At 68.5% G+C, this 19,717-nt stretch carries 19 protein-coding genes; 10 read left to right on the top strand and 9 right to left on the bottom strand.

Annotation, left to right across the window (positions count from 1 at the left end):
* Nucleotides 1–27: 27 nt before the first annotated feature.
* Both A5663_RS02605 and A5663_RS02600 read left to right on the top strand, forming a co-directional pair.
* Nucleotides 28–870 carry a uracil-DNA glycosylase gene (locus A5663_RS02605; RefSeq protein ID WP_068143594.1) on the top strand — a complete coding sequence of 281 codons (843 nt, stop codon included), beginning with the start codon at nt 28–30 and terminating at the stop codon, nt 868–870.
* Between the two features lie 44 nt (nt 871–914).
* The gene (locus tag A5663_RS02600; RefSeq protein ID WP_068143592.1) at nt 915–1,952 is read left to right on the top strand and encodes an LLM class flavin-dependent oxidoreductase; all 1,038 of its coding nucleotides are present in this window, start codon (nt 915–917) and stop codon (nt 1,950–1,952) included.
* 5 nt (nt 1,953–1,957) lie between these two features.
* On the opposite strand, the gene A5663_RS02595 is transcribed toward A5663_RS02600, so the two are convergent.
* Genes A5663_RS02595 through A5663_RS02585 form a run of 3 tightly spaced genes read right to left on the bottom strand, consistent with a single transcriptional unit; the run spans nt 1,958 to nt 3,375 of the window.
* Nucleotides 1,958–2,407 (bottom strand): nitroreductase family deazaflavin-dependent oxidoreductase, encoded by a 450-nt coding sequence (locus tag A5663_RS02595; protein ID WP_082973902.1) that lies wholly within the window; start codon nt 2,405–2,407, stop codon nt 1,958–1,960.
* Between the two features lie 10 nt (nt 2,408–2,417).
* The gene (locus A5663_RS02590) at nt 2,418–2,855 is read right to left on the bottom strand and encodes an HIT family protein (protein WP_068143588.1); all 438 of its coding nucleotides are present in this window, start codon (nt 2,853–2,855) and stop codon (nt 2,418–2,420) included.
* A 19-nt stretch (nt 2,856–2,874) separates the two neighbouring features.
* Entirely contained in the window at nt 2,875–3,375 is a 501-nt protein-coding gene (locus A5663_RS02585; RefSeq protein WP_068143587.1) for a DNA-deoxyinosine glycosylase, read from the bottom strand.
* A 34-nt stretch (nt 3,376–3,409) separates the two neighbouring features.
* Here A5663_RS02585 and A5663_RS02580 point away from each other — a divergent pair, with 34 nt between their 5' ends.
* Together A5663_RS02580 and A5663_RS02575 are read left to right on the top strand one after the other, a co-directional pair.
* Nucleotides 3,410–4,528, top strand: a complete 1,119-nt coding sequence (locus A5663_RS02580) for an adenylate/guanylate cyclase domain-containing protein (RefSeq protein ID WP_068143584.1) — start codon at nt 3,410–3,412, stop codon at nt 4,526–4,528.
* Nucleotides 4,529–4,542: 14 nt separating this feature from the next.
* Nucleotides 4,543–4,950, top strand: a complete 408-nt coding sequence (locus A5663_RS02575; protein ID WP_068143583.1) for a hypothetical protein — start codon at nt 4,543–4,545, stop codon at nt 4,948–4,950.
* Here the strand turns inward: A5663_RS02575 and A5663_RS02570 are convergent.
* Together A5663_RS02570 and A5663_RS02565 are read right to left on the bottom strand one after the other, a co-directional pair.
* Nucleotides 4,934–7,147: a cation-translocating P-type ATPase gene (locus tag A5663_RS02570; protein ID WP_068143581.1), complete on the bottom strand. Its 2,214-nt coding sequence runs from the start codon at nt 7,145–7,147 to the stop codon at nt 4,934–4,936. The two genes, A5663_RS02575 and A5663_RS02570, sit on opposite strands and share 17 nt — an antisense overlap.
* On the bottom strand, nt 7,147–7,353 hold the full coding sequence (locus A5663_RS02565; protein ID WP_068143579.1) for a heavy-metal-associated domain-containing protein: 207 nt from the start codon (nt 7,351–7,353) through the stop codon (nt 7,147–7,149). Before A5663_RS02565 ends, A5663_RS02570 begins: the two co-directional genes overlap by 1 nt.
* 87 nt (nt 7,354–7,440) lie before the next feature.
* On the opposite strand from A5663_RS02565, the gene dtd reads away from it, so the two are divergent.
* Both dtd and A5663_RS02555 read left to right on the top strand, forming a co-directional pair.
* Nucleotides 7,441–7,872 (top strand): D-aminoacyl-tRNA deacylase, encoded by a 432-nt coding sequence (gene dtd / locus A5663_RS02560; RefSeq protein ID WP_068143577.1) that lies wholly within the window; start codon nt 7,441–7,443, stop codon nt 7,870–7,872.
* A gap of 65 nt (nt 7,873–7,937) precedes the next feature.
* Nucleotides 7,938–8,504 carry a hypothetical protein gene (locus A5663_RS02555; protein WP_068143576.1) on the top strand — a complete coding sequence of 189 codons (567 nt, stop codon included), beginning with the start codon at nt 7,938–7,940 and terminating at the stop codon, nt 8,502–8,504.
* Here A5663_RS02555 and A5663_RS02550 read toward each other — a convergent pair.
* The 3 genes from A5663_RS02550 to A5663_RS02540 are packed head-to-tail and all read right to left on the bottom strand — an operon-like array spanning nt 8,501 to nt 14,327.
* Complete coding sequence (locus A5663_RS02550) at nt 8,501–10,663, bottom strand: molybdopterin-dependent oxidoreductase (RefSeq protein WP_068143574.1); 2,163 nt, start codon at nt 10,661–10,663, stop codon at nt 8,501–8,503. The genes A5663_RS02555 and A5663_RS02550 overlap by 4 nt on opposite strands.
* A gap of 20 nt (nt 10,664–10,683) precedes the next feature.
* The gene (locus A5663_RS02545) at nt 10,684–12,582 is read right to left on the bottom strand and encodes an ABC transporter ATP-binding protein (RefSeq protein WP_068143572.1); all 1,899 of its coding nucleotides are present in this window, start codon (nt 12,580–12,582) and stop codon (nt 10,684–10,686) included.
* Complete coding sequence (locus A5663_RS02540; RefSeq protein ID WP_082973898.1) at nt 12,579–14,327, bottom strand: ABC transporter ATP-binding protein; 1,749 nt, start codon at nt 14,325–14,327, stop codon at nt 12,579–12,581. Before A5663_RS02540 ends, A5663_RS02545 begins: the two co-directional genes overlap by 4 nt.
* A gap of 77 nt (nt 14,328–14,404) precedes the next feature.
* Between A5663_RS02540 and A5663_RS02535 the strand changes: the two genes are divergently transcribed.
* Together A5663_RS02535 and A5663_RS02530 are read left to right on the top strand one after the other, a co-directional pair.
* The gene (locus tag A5663_RS02535) at nt 14,405–14,971 is read left to right on the top strand and encodes a DUF3558 domain-containing protein (protein ID WP_068143569.1); all 567 of its coding nucleotides are present in this window, start codon (nt 14,405–14,407) and stop codon (nt 14,969–14,971) included.
* Nucleotides 14,968–15,525, top strand: coding sequence for a DUF3558 domain-containing protein (locus A5663_RS02530; RefSeq protein WP_068143567.1), 558 nt, complete (start codon nt 14,968–14,970; stop codon nt 15,523–15,525). Before A5663_RS02535 ends, A5663_RS02530 begins: the two co-directional genes overlap by 4 nt.
* Here A5663_RS02530 and A5663_RS02525 read toward each other — a convergent pair.
* On the bottom strand, nt 15,522–16,040 hold the full coding sequence (locus A5663_RS02525) for a histidine phosphatase family protein (RefSeq protein WP_082973897.1): 519 nt from the start codon (nt 16,038–16,040) through the stop codon (nt 15,522–15,524). The genes A5663_RS02530 and A5663_RS02525 overlap by 4 nt on opposite strands.
* A gap of 103 nt (nt 16,041–16,143) precedes the next feature.
* Here A5663_RS02525 and A5663_RS02520 point away from each other — a divergent pair, with 103 nt between their 5' ends.
* Both A5663_RS02520 and A5663_RS02515 read left to right on the top strand, forming a co-directional pair.
* On the top strand, nt 16,144–17,292 hold the full coding sequence (locus A5663_RS02520) for an exonuclease SbcCD subunit D (RefSeq protein WP_068143563.1): 1,149 nt from the start codon (nt 16,144–16,146) through the stop codon (nt 17,290–17,292).
* The coding region (locus tag A5663_RS02515) for an ATP-binding protein (RefSeq protein ID WP_068143561.1) at nt 17,289–19,717 on the top strand (2,429 nt) is incomplete at its 3' end. The genes A5663_RS02520 and A5663_RS02515, both read left to right, overlap by 4 nt.

Below are 19,717 nucleotides of genomic sequence, written 5' to 3'. Positions count from 1 at the left end.
GTCGGCGGGCGGCCGAATCGGACTCCCATGCACAGTGGTGTCGTGCAGCTGCTGCCCCACCCGCGCACGGGTGAGCCGTTCGGATCGCCGGTACCGCCCGGCTCGGGCTGGCCCGGCGACCCCGCCACCCCCCGCACCGCGGTCGCCTCGACGGCTGCACAGGTGGTCTCGATGGCGGCGGCGGTGCAATCCCTTGCCGAGCTCGACGCCGCGGTGTCGGTATGCCGGGCCTGTCCGCGTCTGGTGGAGTGGCGCGAGGAGGTCGCCGTCGTCAAGCGCAAGTCCTACGCCGACGAGCCGTACTGGGGCCGCCCGGCACCGGGCTGGGGCTCGCAGCGGCCGCGGGTGCTGATCGCCGGTCTCGCGCCGGCGGCGCACGGCGCGAACCGGACGGGCAGGGTGTTCACCGGCGACCGCTCCGGTGACTTCTTGTACGCCGCGCTGCACCGGGTCGGGCTCGCCAACCAGTCGGTCTGCGTGGATGCCGGTGATGGCTTGGCGCTCAACGCAACCCGGGTGGCCGCCGCGGTGCGCTGCGCCCCGCCGGCCAATGCGCCGACACCGGCCGAGCGCGCGACATGCGCCCCGTGGCTGGACGCCGAGTGGCGGCTGACCGCGCCACACGTGCGGGTCATCGTCGCCCTCGGTGGGTTCGCGTGGCGTGCTGCGCTGCAGATGCTGCGCAGCGGGGGAGTGGCGGTGCCGGCGCCCGCGCCGAAATTCGGCCACGGCGCGACCGCCGAGTTGGGTGCCGTCACGTTGGTCGGCTGCTACCACCCGAGCCAACAGAACACGTTCACGGGCAAGCTCACGGCCGAGATGTTCGACGACGTGTTCCGGTTGGCGAAGGCGCGAGCGTCCGTCGAATAGTCGCCACCGGGAACGACTGCGCGGACAGTTGCGTTGTAAGTGCCATGCGCCTGTCAGTCCTCGATCTCGTGCCGGTGCGCGCCGACCAGTCGACCGCCGATGCGCTTGCGGCATCCACGCGACTCGCACAGACCGCCGACCGCCTCGGCTACACCCGCTACTGGGTCGCCGAACACCACAACATGCCCGCGGTCGCGGCCACCAGCCCGCCGGTGCTCATCGCGCATCTGGCAGCGCACACGGAGCAGCTGCGGCTCGGCTCGGGCGGAGTGATGCTGCCCAACCATGCACCGCTCGCCGTGGCCGAACAGTTCGCGCTCCTGGAAGCCGCCCACCCGGGACGGATCGATCTGGGCATCGGTCGGGCGCCCGGTTCCGATCCCGTGACGTCGATGGCGTTGCGGGGCGCCGCCGGCCGCGACGATCGGGACATCGAGGCCTTCCCGGACTATCTCGACGACGTCGTCGCGCTGATGAGCGCGCGCGGTGTCCGGGTGCCGATCCCGAATCAGCGCTACATCCTCAAGGCGACACCCGCCGCGGCGACCGAACCGAAGCTGTGGCTGTTGGGCTCGTCGATGTACTCCGCGCATCTGGCGGCCGCGAAAGGTCTGCCGTACGTGTTCGCCCACCACTTCTCGGGCCAGGGCACCGCGGAGGCGTTGGCCGTGTACCGTACCCAGTTCCGGCCGAGTGAGTTGGCCGCCGAGCCACTGACTTTTCTCACGGTCAACGCGGTGGTTGCCGAAACTCGGGATGAGGCAACGGCTTTGGCCCTGCCGAATCTGCAGATGATGGCCCGGTTGCGAACCGGGCAGCCGCTGGGCCCGTTGGACCTGGTCGAGGACGCCGAACGCCAGGAGCTGGCGCCGCAGGCTCAGCGGATCGCTGAAGCCGCGTTCGGCCGTGCGGTCGTCGGCGATCCGGCAGAGGCCGCCGCTCAGGTGCGCGCGCTGGCTGAGCAGTTCGGTGTCGACGAGGTCATGATCAACCCGGTGGCGTCGGCCCGCCGCGGAACTGACCCGGCGACCGCGCCCGCGCGCGACAAGACCCTGGAGTTGCTGGCCAAGGAACTGTTCTAGCCCGATCAGTTGCTGGGCGTCAGCTTGACCACCGGGATCTGCCGGGTGGTCCGCTTCTGGTATCCGTTGTAGCGGTCCTTGTTGTTCTTCATGTCGTTGACGATCTTCCACAGCCGGGAGAAGTCGGGATCGTCGCGGGTGACGGGCGTGGCCGTCACCTTGATGCGCTTGGGTCCGACGTTGATCTCGACGTCCGGATTGGCCTTGAGGTTGTGGTACCAGCCCGGCGCCTTGGGTTCGCCCCCCTTGGAAGCGACGACGAGGTAGTCGCTCCCGTCGCGGGCGTAGGCGAGCGAATTAGCGCGCTGTATACCGGTTTTCGCGCCTAGAGTATGCAGGATCAGCATCGGCGGCGCGCCCGGGAACGTGTGGCCGATTCGACCGTTGGTTCTCTTGTAGAGCTTGTCGTGCAGCAACAGCATCGGGTAGCCGATGTACTTCTCCCACCAGGGCATGCTCATGACGTCAGTCTTGCGCAGGAGAGTCCAGTTGCGCCAGGGCCTCACGCAACAGCCGGCCGGACTCCTCGCGGTCCGGGTCGCGCCGCAGCAGCATGTTCTTGGCGAACGAGAGCTTGTCGCCGCTTTGGCGCGGCAACACGTGCAGATGGATGTGGAACACCGACTGGAACGCTGCCTGGCCGTCGTTGATCACCACGTTGTTGCCGTCGGCGTGCAGCCCGGAGTGACGCGCGGCGCGCGCGATGCGCTGACCGATCCGCGCCAGCGCCGCGACGGTCTCCGGCGGTGTGTCGGTCAGGTCCACGGTGTGCCGTTTCGGGATCACCAACGTATGGCCGCGGGTGAACGGCCGGATGTCGAGGAACGCGAGGTGGTCGTCGTCCTCGTAGATGCGGATGGCTTCAGCCTCGCCGGCGACGATGGCGCAGAACACACAGGACATTCCGCCACGGTAGCCGCCGTTATTGCCAGGCAGTAATGGCGTCGCGCCAAATCGCTAGCTTGTCCTCGAAACGCATGGTCTGCGCCGGGCTCGTCGACGGCAGCCGGCGGTAGCGCAGTTCGCCTGTCACGGGGACCAGTCGACCGAAGTTCTGCTCCGCCGCAGCGCCGTTGAACAGCACCCGTGCGATGCACCGATGCTCGGCGAAGAAGCCCTCGAAGTCGTTGGCCACCATGCTGTCCCGCTGCACCGCGGAATCGAGGCTGCCCTCCCGCCGACATGACCGCAGCACGTCCCAGACCGCGATCCGGTGAGCCGTCAACGCCGCACACCGCTGCGCGTAGGGGGCGTCTGCGGCGAAGCCGAGGATCGCACCGGTGATGCGCCAGAACGCATTGCGGGGGTTTCCGTAAGACTGCCGTGCGGTGAGCGACAGCGCGCTGGGCATGTTGCCCAGCATCAACGTGTGAGCGCCCGGGCCGACGATCGGCGGTAATCCGTACAGCACCGGCGAACCCATGCTGTGACTATCGCACGCGGTATACGTTGGGCCGGTGGCCGATGACTTCGACGTCGAAGCGTCCGGATTGCTGGACGGGCTTGAAGGGGCGGCCCGCGCCGAACGCGCTGAACTGATCTCGTGGTTGTTGGGCAAAGGCATCGGTGTCGAGGAGATCCGCAACGCGTTCCTGCCGATGTTGCTCGGCGCTCGGCAAGCGCTCGGTGACGACGGCGTCTACGTCTCGGCCCGGGAAACCAGTGAGAAGACCGGCATCGACCTTGAATTGCTGCAGCGCATCCAGCATGCGATGGGGTTGCCCACCGTAGACGATCCCGATGCGGCCGTCCACCTTCGCGCCGACGCAGAGGCCGCGGCTTCCGCCCAGCAGTTCATCGAGATCGGCATCGAGCCCGACCAGATCGTTCAAATCACCCGCGTGCTGGCCGAGGGATTGTCGAAGGCGGCCGAGGTGATGCGCTATGCCGGTCTGGCTTCGGTGTTGGATCCGGGCGCGTCGGAACTCGTCGTCGCCAAGAACGCCGAAGAGCTTGTGCGCACGGCCGATCCGCTGCTCGGGCCGATGATCCAGGACATGCTGCGGCTGCAACTGCGCCATCTGATGGAGACCGAGGCGATCACCGCCTCCGAGCGGGCGAAGGGCCAACGGCTGCCCGGCGCTCGGCTCGTGACGATCGCATTCGCCGACCTCGTCGGCTTCACCCGCCTGGGTGAGGCGGTCCCGCCCGAAAACCTCGAACGGCTCGCTCACCGGCTGTCGGATCTCGCGCACGAAGTGGCTGTCCCGCCGGTGCGTTTCGTCAAGACGATCGGCGACGAGGTGATGCTCGTCAGTGCCGACCCCGTCCCGTTGTTGGAGGCCGTGCTCACCCTGGTCGACCGGACCAACGACGACGACGACTTTCCTCGCCTGCGGGTCGGGGTGGCCACGGGTATGGCGGTGAGCCGGGCCGGGGACTGGTTCGGCAGTTCGGTCAACCTCGCGAGCCGCGTCACCGGGGCCGCGCGGCCCGGCTCGGTCCTCGTCTCGGAGTCGACCCACGAGGCGATCGCCGAGGACGAAAGGTTCACCTGCTCGTACGCGGGTTCGCGTCACCTCAAAGGCTTCAAATCCGACGTGAAACTGTTTCGCGTCCGGCGGCCGGAAACCTGAACTACCATCCACCCATGAGCCGGGTCGTCAAGGCTGCGCTGGTCGCGCTACTCGTCGCGTCATCCGGCATGGTCGGCGTCGGTTCAGCGCACGCAGACCTGCCACCGGCGTGCGCGTACACCCTGTCGCCGCCGCAGGTGGTGCAGACCGGCGGAGTCAGCAAGGTTACCGCCACGGTCTCGTTCAACGGCTGTGGAGCACCGTTCCGCCCGGCGATGAGCGTGGCGTGTGTCTACGTCGCCGGCCACAATTCGCAGGGGCAATGCACGCAGGCGCGCGGGCCGGGGGCTGCACAGGTGTACTTCGAGCCGTACCAGCCGGGCGCGACCTACATCGCCAGCGGACGGGGCTGCGGCAAGGTCTTCGAGGACGCGCTGGAGCCGAACTGCCAGATGCTCGGCCCGATCAACGCGACGCTGTAGCGGTGAAGCGGCGCAGCCGAAGGCTGTTGCTGACGACGAACACCGAACTGAACGCCATCGCCGCGCCGGCGATCATCGGGTTTAGGAGACCCGCGGCCGCCAACGGGAGCGCGGCGACGTTGTAGGCAAAGGCCCAGAACAGGTTTCCCTTGATCGTCGCCAACGTCCTGCGGGACAGCCGGATCGCATCGGGAACCGCGTTCAGGTCGTCGCGCACCAGCGTCAGGTCGCTGGCTTCGATCGCGACGTCGGTACCGCTGCCCATCGCCAGACCCAGGTCGGCCTGCGCGAGCGCCGCCGCGTCGTTGACGCCGTCGCCCACCATCGCCACCACTTTGCCGTCGGCCTGTAGGCGCTCGACGACGTCGACCTTGTCCTGGGGCAGCACCTCGGCGACGACCTCTTCGATGCCGACCTGGCGTGCGATCGAGCGCGCCGATGCCTCGTTGTCGCCGGTCACCATCATCGGCCGCAAGCCCAGCGCGCGAAGGCGCGAGATCGCCTCGGCCGACGACGGTTTGACGGCATCGGCAACCACCAGTACGCCACGTACCTCGCCGCCCCATCCGACCACCACCGCCGTTCGGCCCTCTGACTCTGCGTGCGCCACCGCGGCTTTCAGGGAGTCGGGAACCGCGGCCGACGACAGCAGTCGTTGCCGTCCGACCTTGATCTCGCGGCCCTCGATGCGGCCGCTCACGCCGAGGCCACGCAGGTTGGTGAAGCCCTCCACCGTGGGCAGTTCAGCGACCTTCTTGCGTGCCCCCGTCACGATCGCCGCCGCGATCGGGTGCTCTGAGCCGCTCTCGACCCCGCCGGCCATCCGCAGCACCTCGTCGGCATCTTCGCCCGCTGCCGCGACGACGTCGAGCAGCGTCATGCTGCCGGTGGTGATCGTCCCGGTCTTGTCCAACACGACCGTGTCGATGCGACGCGTCGACTCCAGCACCTCCGGCCCCTTGATCAGGATGCCCAGCTGAGCTCCGCGCCCGGTGCCGACCATCAACGCGGTGGGCGTCGCCAACCCCAGCGCGCAGGGGCACGCGATGATGAGCACCGCCACTGCCGCGGTGAAAGCCGTCGCCACCGAAGCGCCTGTGGCCAGCCAGAATCCGAGGGTGGCCAGCGAAAGCGCGATCACGATCGGGACGAACACGCCGGAAATCCGGTCGGCCAGCCGCTGGGCCTGCGCCTTGCCGTTCTGGGCGTCCGCGACCAACCGCGCCATCTGGGCGAGCTGGGTGTCCGCGCCGACTCGGTTGGCCTGCACGACAAGTCGGCCGTCGACGTTCACCGTCGCGCCGACGACCTCATCGCCCGCGCCGACGTCCACCGGCACGGACTCGCCGGTGAGCATCGAGACGTCGACCGATGAGGCGCCCTCGACCACCACGCCGTCGGTGGCGATCTTCTCGCCGGGCCGCACCACGAACTCGTTGCCGACGGTGAGCTGGTCGAGCGGAATCCGTTGTTCCGCACCGCCCTTGCGGACAATTACATCTTTCGCGCCCAACTCCAGCAGCGAGCGCAGCGCTGCACCGGCCCGTCGCTTGGAGCGCGCCTCGAAGTACCGGCCGGCCAGGATGAACGTCGTCACCCCCGCCGCGACCTCGAAGTAGACGCTGCCGGAGCCGTCCGTGCGCGAGAGCGTCAGCTCGAACGGATGCGTCATCCCCGGCGTGCCGGCAGTCCCCCAGAACAGTGCATAGACCGACCAGCCCAGCGCGGCCAGCGTGCCCATCGAGATCAACGTGTCCATGGTGGCGCTGCGGTGCCGCAGGTTGGCCCACGCCGCGCGGTGGAACGGCCAGGCGCCCCACACCACCACCGGCGCCGCCAACGTCAGCGACAGCCACTGCCAGTTCGGAAACTGCAGGGCGGGGACCATCGCCATCGCGATCACCGGAACTGTCAGCGCGAGCGAGACCATCAGGCGCTGACGTAGGGCCGCGGTGGGATCATCTTCGGGTGCGGCATTCGCAACCTGCGGCAGATGCGCTTGGTAGCCCGCCTCTGCGACGGTCGCCACCAACGTTTCGGGTGTCACATCGTCGCCGTAGCGCACGCGCGCTTTCTCGGTCGCGAAGTTGACCGTGGCCGTCACGCCGTCGAGCTTGTTGAGTTTCTTCTCGATTCGGTTCGCACATGACGCACATGTCATGCCGTCGATCGACAACTCGATCGTGTCGGTGGCCATCACTTCACCAACCGGTAGCCGGCCTCTTCCACGGCGCTTCGGATCGCGGCCGGGTCGAGGGGTGCGGCGCTGTCGATCGTCACCGCTCCGCTGGCGACATCCACACCGACCGCCGTAACCCCGGCGAGCTCACCGATCTCCTCACGCACCGAGGCGGCGCAGTGTCCGCAGGTCATCCCGCTGACTGTGATCGTGGTGGTGGTCATGAAGCCAGCATACCGTATATACCCCCTAGGGGTATATAACAGCCTTCTGGCCCCAGGCCGCCGGCCATCATGGCAGCATCAGCGGGCATGCGTGTTCTCGCCCAACGGGTCACCTCGGCCGCTGTCACGGTGGACGGCGAAGTCGTCGGCGAAATCAATCCGCACGGGCAGGGTCTGCTCGCGCTCGTCGGTGTGACGCACGACGACGATGCGGCCAAGGCCCGCCGCATGGCCGAGAAGCTCTGGCAATTGCGAATTCTCGACGACGAGCAGTCCGCGTCGGACGTCGGAGCGCCGATCTTGGTGGTCAGCCAGTTCACCCTCTACGCGAACACCGCCAAGGGCAGGCGACCGGCGTGGAACGCCGCCGCGCCGCGTGCAGTCGCCGAACCCGTCGTCTCGGCGTTCGCGGATGCGCTGCGCGGGCTCGGCGCCGACGTCCGGTCCGGCGTGTTCGGCGCCCATATGCAGGTTCAGCTCGTCAACGACGGGCCGGTGACTGTCCTGCTCGAGCTGTGACATGTCCGCGTTCGCCGTGAGTGAAAGCTGTCCCATCTGTGACGTAACGGAGTAATCACGTAATCATGAGACACAACATTCACGGCCGCCGCCCGCGGGGCGGCTGGCAACAGGCTCAGCAGCCCGACGCGGGCGACGCCGCCGACTGGTTCGCCGGTCGCCTGCCCGACGCCTGGTTCGTCGGTGACCCGACGGTCGTCGTCGACCGCGAGGAGATCACGGTCATCGGTCGCCTGCCCGAACCCGAAGGGGAAAAGAGTGAGGCGCGCGCGTCCGGAAGGGTCGCGCGGTTCCGGGAGGAGACTCGGCCCGAACGCATGCGCATCGCCGACGAGGCCGAAGCCCGCTACAGCCGCAAGGTGGCGTGGGGCGTCGAAGTCGGGGCGAACGGTGACGAAGAGTTTGAACGAATCCTGTTCACGCACTTGGCGGTTCCCGTCATGACCCGGTTGCGTCAGCCTGAACGCCAGGTGCTCGACACGCTTGTCGACGCCGGCGTCGCGCGGTCCCGGTCGGACGCGCTGGCATGGTCGGTGCGCCTGGTCGGCGAGCACACCGAGGAGTGGCTGGGCAAGCTGCGCGAGGCGATGCGCAACGTCGACGACCTCCGCGCCGAGGGCCCGAAGCTCTAGACCAACTCAACGCCGACGTACGCCGAACTCAGCGCTGACGTCTGCGACAGCGGATCCACGGGTCCGCCGTCGACGAGCAGGTTGCGGTTGGCTCCGTAGGACATCGGCTCCGCGCGTCCGCGGGGATCGAAAACCCGCGAGCCCCAACCATGGTCGACGATGATCACCCCCGGGCGCGGACGATCGTCGACCACCGCCGTCAGTTCGATCGCTCCGACAGGCGAACTGATCCTGACCAGATCACCGTCGGACACACCGAGATCGGCGGCATCCTTCGGATGGATGACCACGTCGTTGCCCTTACCCGACGGATGCAGGCCCGGCAGGTCGTTGAGCCAGGAGTTCATCGAGTGCCGGTGCCTGCGGTTGGCCAACTGGAACGGGTAGCCGACGGGTGCCTCCGGCCGCGGGCCGGCGAGCAGTTCGCGGGCCCGCGCGACGAACTCCGGCGGCGCGGCGTGCACCTTCTTGTCGTCGGTCCGAAGCGCATCGCGGAAATGCCCGAACTCGCGCGGCCCCAGCACCCAGCCGTGCTTGTGCGCGATCACGTCGCGCCATTTGATCCTGCGCCCGTTGAACTTTCGTCCGGTCGCCACGACGAGCCGGTCGATCCAGTGGGGCCCGAACTCCAGAGCGGGCCGGCGCGTCCACCGCGCCGCCGCCCGGGTGGCCTTGATGAACCCGTTGAGGCCGTTGGCCCCGAACAGCGGCCTGCCCATCGCGATCGCGAGGTCGGTGAAGATCTGCCACTCCTGCCGCACGCCCGGCGGCGGTTCGACGGCCTTCGCTCCGTAGTGCAGGTACGGCTCGTCGTGCATGTTGCTGGTGAAGGCGAGCAGGTCGGCGCGTTCGAGCCAGTGGTCGGCGGGAAGCAGCCAGTGTGCGTGGCGATGGCTCTCGCGCTGCACGAAGTCGATCGCGACGAGCAGGTCGAGATCGGCCAGGGCGCGATCGAGTTTGGTGCCGTCGGGCCCTGAGACAACGGGATTGCCGCAGTTGATCAGCAACGCCCGGATCTGGCCGCGGCCCGGTGTGGTGATCTCGTCGGGCAGTTCGCTCAACGCATGTGCGCCCGCGACCATGTCGCGGCCGAGCAGTCGGCTGTAGTGCGGCTTGGCCTTGACCATCGCCGACATCCGGATGGCATCGACGTACCCGGGTTCGTAGCGGCGGCCACCGGGGCGGTCCATCCGGCCGGTGATCACGTTCAGCACGTGCCCCAGCCACTCGGCGACGGTGCCCGTCAGGTGCAGCGACACCCCGGTGCGGGTGACGACCATCGCCCCGCGCGCCGCTGCGAAGTCCCGCGCGACCTGCTCGATGCGGTCACGTTCGATGTCGCAGCGGGCGGCCAGATCGTCGAGATCGGCGTCGGCCACCAGCGCTCGCAGCTCGTCGACGCCTGTGGCGAGGTCGGCGCAGTCGCCGCGATGTTCGAGACCCTCGTCGAGGATGACCTTCACCAAACCCAACAGCAGCGCCCAGTCCTGTCCGGGCCGCACCGCGAGATGCACGTCGGCCTTGTCGGCGGACTCGGTGCGCAAGGGGTCGACCACCACGATCGTCGCGCCACGTCGTTGGCGGGCCAGCGCGCGCCGCCACCCGCCGGGCACCGTTTCGAGCCAGTTCCACGCGCTCACCGCGGGGTTGGCGCCGACCAGAAGGAAGTAATCACAGTTGTCGATGTCGGAGACCGGGGCCATCAGGATCGAGCCGTACATCGCCTGGGCGACAACGTGCATCGCATTCTGGTCGACCGAACCGACGAAGTAGCGGCTGTGCGTTCCGATCGCGTCGAGCCAGCCGTTCATGAAGATGATGTTCGACGACGAGAAGCCCGCCGGATTGCCGTAGTAGACACCGACCGCGTCGGGGCCGCCCGCCTCGATCGCGGCGTTCATCCTGGCGGCGATGTCGCCGATGGCCTCGTCCCACGTCGCCTCCACGTAGGAGTCACCGACGCGGCGCATCGGGTGCAGAATCCTGCGCGGATGCTCGACGAGTTGCTGGGCGGTGCGACCTTTGGCGCAGAAGTCCTGCCAGCTGTGCGGATTCTGTTTGTCGGCGGCGATCTTCGTGACGCGGTTGTCCTGCACCGTCACCTCGATGCCGCACGACGCCAGGCAGTACCGGCAGAAGGTGTACACCGTCTCGCTCATCGGTTCCGAGCGTACGGCGACTAGGCCTGCGTCATGGACCAATAAGCGCCACGCTTAGCCAGCAGCTCGTCGTGGCTGCCGCGTTCGACGATGCGGCCCCCCTCGAGCACCACGATGACGTCGGCGTCGCGGATCGTCGAAAGACGGTGGGCGATGATGAAACTCGTCCGGTCGCGGCGCAACTCGGCCATCGCCTGCTGGATCAGCAGTTCGGTGCGGGTGTCGACCGAGCTGGTGGCCTCGTCGAGGATCAGCAGTCGCGGCTGGGCCAGGACCGCGCGGGCGATCGTGACGAGCTGCTTCTCGCCGGCACTGATCGTGCCACCGTCGTCGCTGACCTGCGTCTGGTAGCCGTCGGGGAGCATGTGCACGAACCGGTCGACATGCGCGGCTCTGGCCGCGGCGAACACCTCGTCCTCGGAGGCGCCCGGTCGGCCGTAGGCGATGTTGTCGTAGATCGAGCCGCCGAACAGCCAGGTGTCCTGCAGCACCATCCCGATCCGCGAACGCAGCGAGCTTCTGCTCACCGTCGAGATATCCACGCCGTCAACGAGAATCCGGCCGGAGTCGACGTCGTAGAACCGCATGAGCAGGTTCACCAGCGTCGTCTTGCCGGCTCCGGTCGGGCCGACGATCGCGACCGTGCTACCGGGTTCGGCGACCAGCGAGACGTTCTCGATCACCGGAGTTTCGGGGTGATAGCCGAAGGTGACGTCTTCGAACTCCACCCGGCCGGCGATCGGGTTGCGCGTTCGCGCGGGAGGATCGGGTGTCTCCTCGTCCGCGTCGAGCAGATCGAATACGCGCTCCGCGCTGGCCACGCCGGACTGCAGCGTGTTGTACATGCCGGCGACCTGCGTCAGCGGCTGGTTGAACTGGCGCACGTACTGGATGAAGGCCTGGATGCTGCCCAAGGTGATCTGACCCGTCGCAACCTGCAGGCCGCCGACCACGGCGACCGCGACATAGCTCAGGTTCCCGATGAACGTGGTCGCGGGCGCCACCAATCCAGAGAAGAACTGCGCGCCGAAGCTGGCTGCGTAGACATCGTCGTTGCACTGGCGGAAGCGCTCCTGGGCGGCGGCGCGGTGGCCGAACGTCCGCACGATCGTGAATCCGCTGTAGGTCTCCTCGATGTGGGCGTTGAGCCGACCGGTGTTCGTCCACTGCTCGACGAACAGTCGTTGCGACCGGCGCGCGATCATCCGGGTGGCCCACAGCGACAGCGGCACCGTCACCACCGTGAGCAGGGTCAGCAGCGGCGAGATCGTCAGCATCATCACCAGCACCGACAGCACGGTCAGCACCGACGTCATGAGCTGGCTGATCGTCATCGACAGCGAGGTCTGGATGTTGTCCACATCGTTGGTGACCCGGCTGAGGACCTCGCCACGTTGCCGAGAGTCGAAGTACGACAACGGCATCCGATGGATCTTGTCCTCGACGTCGGAGCGCAGCGCCACCATGGTCCGCTGCACGGCGACGACGAGCAGCCGAGCCTGCAGCCAGACCAGCAGCGCGGCAACGAGATACAGGAACAGCGCGAGAAGCAGGGTGCGGCCGACTGCTCCGAAGTCGATACCACGGCCGGGTACCACGTTCATTCCCGACAGCAGGTCGGCGAAGGTGTGGTCGCCGCGGGCACGCGCGGCCTCGATGGCCTGCTCCTTGGTCAGTCCCGCCGGCAGTTGCCGGCCGATCACCCCGTTGAACAGCAGATCGGTGGCGTGCCCGAGGATTCGCGGCCCGACGACGCTGATCGCGACGCCGCACACGCCCAGCAGGACGACCGCCGCGGTGAGCCCGCGCTGCGGTGTCAGCCGCTTCACCAGCCGGATCGCCGATCCGGTGAAGTCGCGCGACCGCTGGGTCGGGGACTGCACGACACCGCGGATCGGCCGTGCCATCGGGGCGGTCATTGCGGGTCACCGACTCTGGTGAGCGACTGGGAGTCGGCGAACTCGGCGTATTCGGGGCAGTCCACGAGCAGGTCCTCGTGCGTGCCCACGCCGACGATCCGTCCGTCGTCGATGACGACGATCTGGTCGGCGTGCGCGATGGTGGAGATGCGTTGCGCGACAACGATGACCGTCGCGTCTACCGAGACCTCACGCAGCGCGGAGCGCACGCGGGCGTCGGTGCGCACGTCGAGTGCCGAGAACGCGTCGTCGAACAGGTACACGGCGGGCCGGCGGATGACCGCGCGGGCGATCGCCAACCGCTGTCGCTGCCCGCCGGAGAAGTTGGCCCCGCCCTGCGCGACGCGCATGGCCAGTCCGTCGGGGTGCGCGCGCACGAAATCGTCTGCGGCCGCGACCCGCAACGCCTCCCACATCTCGTCCTCGGTCGCCACGTGGCCCGGTGCCGCGCCCATCTGGAGGTTGTCGGCGACGGTGCCCGAGAACAGGTATCCGCGCTGCGGTACCAGGCCGATCGTGGACCAGAGGTGCTCGGGGTCGTATTCGCGGACGTCGACGCCGTCGACACGGACCGAACCGCTTGTCACGTCGTACATCCGGCAGACCAGCGACACCAACGTCGACTTGCCGGACCCGGTGGACCCGACGATTGCAGTCGTCGTGCCCGGTCGCGCGGTAAGCGAGATGTCCTGCAGCACAGCACGTTCAGCGCCAGGGTAGCTGAACGTCGCGGCGTCGAGCCGGACCTCTCCCTCGATCGTCGCCGGCCCGACCGGGTGCTCGGGGCTGGTGATGTGCGGCGAGGTGGACAGCACCTCGGTGATGCGCTCGGCGCACACCGACGCGCGCGGGATGATGACGAGGATGAACGTCGCCAGCAGGACGGCCATCAGGATCTGCATGAAGTACGCCAGAAACGCGATCAGCGAGCCGACCTGCATCTGTCCGGCGTCGATTCGTAGCCCGCCGAACCAGATCAGCGCGACGCTCGAGACGTTGATGACCAGCGTCGTGGTCGGCAGCATCAGCGCCTGCCAGCGACCCGCCTCCAGCGCAGTGTCCGCGAACGCGTGGTTGGCCTCGGCGAACCGGTTGCGCTCGAACGGTTCCCGGGCGAAGGCGCGGATCACCCGCAGGCCCGCGAGTTGGTCACGCATCACGCGGTTGATGCCGTCGACCATCCGCTGCATGCGGCGAAAGATCGGCAGCAGATGCCGAACGATCCAGTAGTTGGTCAGGGCCAGGATCGGCACGCTGACCAGAAGCAGCCAGGACAGTCCCGCGTCCTGGTGCACGGCCATCAGCACACCGCCGATCGACATGATCGGCGCGGTGACAAGCATCGTGCAGGTCAGCTGCACCAGCAGTTGGATCTGCTGCACGTCGTTGGTGGTGCGGGTCAGCAGCGACGGTGCGCCGAAGCGCGCGGTGTCCTCGGCCGAGAACCCCGTGACGTGGTGAAAGAGCGCCGAACGCAGGTCGCGGCCGACGCCCATGCCGGCCCGCGACCCGAAGTACACCGCGCCGATCGCGCACACCACCTGCAGCGCGGTCACCGCGAGCATGACGCCGCCGAGTTCGACGATTCTGCGCAGGTTTCCCGCTGCGACGCCGTCGTCGATGATCGATGCGTTGACCGTCGGCAGGTACAGCGACGCCAGCGTGCTGATCAACTGCAGCGTGGCGACAGTGGCGAGCAGCCCCCGGTATGGCCGCGCGTACCGTCGCAGCAGCGCCCATAGCATCCCGCTACTGTCGCATACCGGATGTAACAGCAGGTCAACCGGCATGTCGGTGGTTGGTGCCGCAGGCTGCCGCTACAGTGCATGGCGTGACCCACAGCACGCGCATGACTCGCTGTCTGGCCCTCGCGGCCGCCGCGGTCATCCCGCTGTCCGCGGCCTGCTCGCAATCCGGACCGGCCGGCCCGCAGGCGCCCGAGGACAGTCCGGCGCCTGCGGGCAACGCCAAGCACGGTCCGTTCTTCCCCGAGTGCGGCGGTGTCAGCGATCAGGAGCTCGGCAAGCAGACCAGGGTGCCGGGGTTGGTCAGCACCGCCAAGACGTCGGTCGGATGCCAGTGGCTGGCCGGCGGCAGCATCCTGGGTCCGCACTTTTCCTTCACCTGGTTCCGCGGCAGCCCCATCGGGCGCGAGCGCAAGACCGAGGAACTGTCCCGCACCCGCGTCGAGGACGTCAGCATCGAAGGTCATGACGGGTTCATGGCCGTCGGCGACGATCCGACGCTCGGAACGAACCTGTGCGAGATCGGCATCCAGTTCGACGACGACTTCATCGAGTGGTCGGTCAGCTACTCGCAGAAGCCGTTCCCGGACGCCTGTGAAGTCGCCAAGGAACTGACCCGCCAATCGATTGTGAATTCCCAATGACAAGCGCGTTCGCTCGCCGGCTGGGCGCGGCGCTGCTCGCCGTGCTGGCAGTACTGGTGCTGCTCACCGGTTGCACGAAGACCGTCCAGGGCACCGCCGCCAAGTCCGGTTCCGGCGGCGTGCCGCGCAACGACAACTCCGAGCGGCAGTATCCGAACCTGCTCAAGGAGTGCGAGGTGCTGACCGAGGACATCCTCGCCGAGACCGTGGGCGCCGATCCGCTCGACATCCAGAGCACGTTCGTCGGCGCGGTCTGCCGTTGGCAGGCGGCAAACCCGTCGGGTCTGGTCGACATCACCCGGTTCTGGTTCGAGCAGGGCAGTCTCGACAACGAGCGCGAGGTCGCGCAGCGGCTGAAATACCAGATCGAGAACCGGTCGGTGGCCGGCATCCAGTCGATCGTGATGCGGCCGAACGACCCGAACGGGTCGTGCGGCGTGGCCAGCGACGCCGCCGGGGTCGTGGGTTGGTGGGTCAACCCGCAGGCGCCCGGTATCGACGCCTGCAAGATGGCGCTGAAGCTGATGGAGCTGACGCTGGCGACCCGCGCCTAGCGCGGCACATGGAAGGTGATCAGCGCGGCGCCGTCGAGCGCCAGCTGGTCCCACGCCTCGTCGGTGCGCAGCACCGCGATGGATGACGTCGGGAACTTCATCGAGATCCGTTCGGCCGCCGAGACGTTGCTGCCGTCTGCCGCAGCCAGCCCGAGCGCGACGCCGGACATCGCCGGCTCATGGCCGACGACGAGCAGTGTCGCCACCGGCCCGTCGAACCGGGTCTGCGCGCGGTTGATCTCGTCGATCACCGTGCCCGGCGTCGCGTCGTAGAGGCGGTCGACGTACTCGACGGGTGCGGCGATGCCGGTGCGCGCGAGCGTTGCGCGGGTGCGGGCCGCGGTCGAACACAGCACCGCGTCCACCGACGGCGCGTGCGCCCGCAGCCAGTCACCGGCCAGGCCGGCTTCGCGCACACCCCGGGGCGCGAGCGGGCGGTCGTGGTCGGCCACTCCCGGCGGATAGTCCGACTTGGCGTGTCGAAGCAGTAGCAGCGTGCGGTATCCCTCGCTCACCGCACTCACGGTAAGGCATGCCGACGCGCATCCCGGGAGTTGTCAGTGGGCCGCCCTACACTCGCGATGCCCGGCAAACAGCAAGCAGAAGGGACGCGCTGAGATGCGATTCGTGCACACCGCCGACTGGCAACTCGGCATGACCCGGTACTTCCTCAATGATGATGCGCAGCCGCGTTATTCGGCGGCGCGTCGGGACGCCGTGAGCGAGCTGGGGCGAGTGGCGGCTGAGTCCGGCGCGGAGTTCGTCGTCGTCGCCGGCGACGTCTTCGAGCACAATCAGCTCGCGGCGCGCGACGTCAGCCAGTCGCTCGAGGCCATGCGCGGCATCGGCGTTCCCGTGTACCTGTTGCCGGGCAACCATGACCCGCTGGACGCCTCGTCGGTCTACACCAGCGCGCTGTTCACCAGCCAGTGCCCGGACAACGTGACGGTCCTCGACCGCGCGGGTTTGTTCGACGTGCGGCCGGGCGTGCAACTGGTGGCCGCGCCGTGGACGTCGAAGGCGCCGTCGTCGGATCCGGTCGCGGGCGTGCTCGAGGACCTGGAAGCCGACGGCGTCGCACGCATCGTCGTCGGCCACGGTGGCGTCGACATCTTCGTGCCGGACAAGGACCGGGCGTCTCTGATCCGGCTGGCGGCACTCGAGGCGGCGATCGGTCGTGGCGGCGTGCACTATGTGGCGTTGGGGGACAAGCACTCTCGGATGCAGGTCGGCTCGACCGGGCGCATCTGGTACTCCGGCTCGCCGGAGGTCACAAACTACGACGACATCGAGACCGATCCCGGTCACGTGCTGATCGTCGACGTCGACGAGGACGACCCGGCCCACCCGGTTCGCGTCGAACCGAGAAAGGTCGGCCGCTGGCGATTCGTCACGTTGTGCCGGGGCGTGGACAGCGGCCGTGACATCACGGACCTGGACATCAACCTGGATCTGCTGCCGGACAAGGACCGCACGGTCGTCCGGCTCGCGTTGACCGGATCGCTGACCGTCACCGACAAGGCCGCGCTCGACGTGTGCCTGGACAAGTACGACCGGCTGTTCGCGGCGTTGAGTCTGTGGGACAAGCAGACCGACATCGCGGTGATCCCGGCCGACGGTGAGTTCGACGACCTCGGCATCGGTGGATTCGCGGCCTCCGCAGTCGACGAACTGGTCGGGGCCGCCCGCTCGGACGGGCAGGGCGCCGACGACGCGCGCGCCGCGCTCGCACTGCTCCTGCGCCTGTCGAATCGGGGTGCGGCGTGAAACTGCACCGCCTGGTCCTGACCAACTACCGCGGAATCACCAGCCGCGAGATCGAGTTCCCGGACCGCGGCGTGGTGGTGGTCAGCGGCGCCAACGAGATCGGCAAGTCGTCGATGATCGAAGCTCTCGACCTGCTGCTGGAGGCCAAGGACCGGTCATCAAAGAAGGAGGTCAAGGAGGTCAAGCCGACGCACGCCGACGTCGGTGCCGAGGTCACCGCCGAGATCTCCACGGGCCCATACCGATTCGTGTATCGCAAGCGGTTCCACAAGCGCTTCGAGACCGAGCTGACGGTGCTGGCGCCCAAGCGCGAACAGCTCACCGGCGACGAGGCGCACGAGCGGGTGCTCGCCATGCTCGCCGAAACCGTCGACACCTGCCTGTGGCAGGCGCAGCGGGTGCTGCAGTCGTCATCGACCGCGGCGGTGGACCTGTCCCGATGTGACGCGTTGTCGCGGGCGCTCGATGTGGCAGCCGGTGAGGCGGTGGCGCTGTCCGGTGCCGAGCCGCTGCTGATCGACCGCGTCGAAGAGGAGTACCTGCGCTACTTCACCCGAACCGGCAGGCCCACTGGCGAGTGGGCGGCCGCCGTCAACCGGCTGCGGTCGGCGGAGGAGTCGCTGGCTGTCGCTGCGGCGGCGATGGCCGAGGTCGACGAGGCGGTGCATCGGCACGCGGCGCTCACCGAAGACCTGGCTGCGCTCGCTGGGCAGCGCGCGGATGCGGCGGAGCGACTCGCAGTGGCCCAGCGCGCCGCCGCGGCGGTGGCCGAACTGACGGGCCAGGTAAAGGAAGCCGAACTGGTCGCCGCGGCGGCACGGGCGAACAACGACATGTCGCGCGACGCGGTCGACGAGCGGCACCGGCTGTGCGTCGACATCGAGCAGCGCGCCGCCTCGATCGCCGAACTGGACAGCGCTGTCACTGAGGCCGCCGAAGAACAGTCGACGGCCGCCGAGGTGGCCGAGGCGGCCGAGGCCGCCGCCGAGCAGGCCCGAACCCTATTGGAAGCCACCGCGGAGCGCGTGGAGGCGGCGCGTCGAGCGGTTCAGCAGATCGCGGACCGGGACGAGGCGGACCGGATCGCCGCGCGACTGGCGAAGATCGCGGCGACGGGACGGGACCTCGAGGGTGTCGAGTCAGAACTCGCGGCGATCAACCTGTCGGACGCCGAACTGCGCACCATCGAGGACGCGAAAGCCGCGGTCGACATCGCGGCCGGCCAAGTAGAGCTGATGTCGGCCCGCATCGAGTTGTGCGCGCTGGCAGACGTCGAGGTGCGCGTCGGCGACGAGACGGTCACGCTCGGCGCGGGCGAGACATGGACGACCTCCATCAGCGCCGAGACCGCTGTCGAGCTCCCAGCCGTGCTGACCGCCATGGTGGTGCCCGGCACGCCGGCATCGGAGATGCAGGCCAAACTCGAGGCCGCGCAACAGGTCTTGGCGTCTGCGCTCGCGGCCGCGGGCGTCGGGGATGTCGCTGCGGCACGAGCTCTGGTCCAGGGTCGGCAACAGTTGGCGGCAACCCGCGACCGGCTCCTCGCAGCCCGCGAGGCACTGGCCGGTGACGAAACGGTGGAACAGCTTGAGACTCGGCTGGCCGAGCTGACCGAGCGCGACCCGCAGGTGTCCGGACTCTTCGACGTCGACTCTGCCTCCGCCCGCGCCGAGCTGGACGCCGCGACCGCGGCGCACAAACAGGCGACCGCTGACTGTGAGACCTGCCGTAAGGTCGCCGGGGAGGCCGCAAAGCGGCTGGGGGACAGGCAGACCCACCTCACCGTCGCTCGCGAGAAGCTGACCGGCGCACAAACCGAGCTTGTTACGGCGCGCAAACGGTTGGAGGACCAGCGGGCCACAGCCGGCGACGACGAGCTGGCCCGTCGGGCGCAGGCACACGCCGAGGAAGCGCTGCGGGCGGTGACGCTCGTCGCCGAGCTCGGCGACGAGTTGGCCCGCACCGAGCCGGATACGGTGGCCGCAACGTTGAGCGAGGCGGTGCGTCGGGCGGATGCCTTGGCGACGAGCCACGATCAGGCCGCCGAGGCGCTGCACGAACTCACCGTCCGGTTGCAGGTGTACGGAACCCAAGGCCGCAAAGGAACGCTCGACGAGGCGGAAACCGAACGCGAGCACGCCCTCGCGGAGCACTCGCGGGTCCAGCGGCGAGCCCGGGCCGCGGAGCTGTTGCGCTCGGTGCTCACCCGGCACCGCGACGCCACCCGGCTCCGGTACGTCGAGCCGTTCCGCGGAGAGGTGGAGCGGCTGGGCCGCATGGTGTTCGGCGACAGCTTCGAGGTGGAGGTCGACAGTGCGTTGAAAATCTGCAGTCGCACACTGTCGGGTCGGACGGTGCCCTACGACTCGCTGTCCGGTGGCGCCAAGGAGCAGCTCGGCATCGTGGCGCGGCTGGCCGGCGCGGC

Source organism: Mycobacterium sp. E740, assembly GCF_001672895.1.
Classification (GTDB): domain Bacteria; phylum Actinomycetota; class Actinomycetes; order Mycobacteriales; family Mycobacteriaceae; genus Mycobacterium.
Note: the sequence above shows the minus strand (reverse complement) of the source record. Positions and strands in the feature narration are given on the sequence as shown.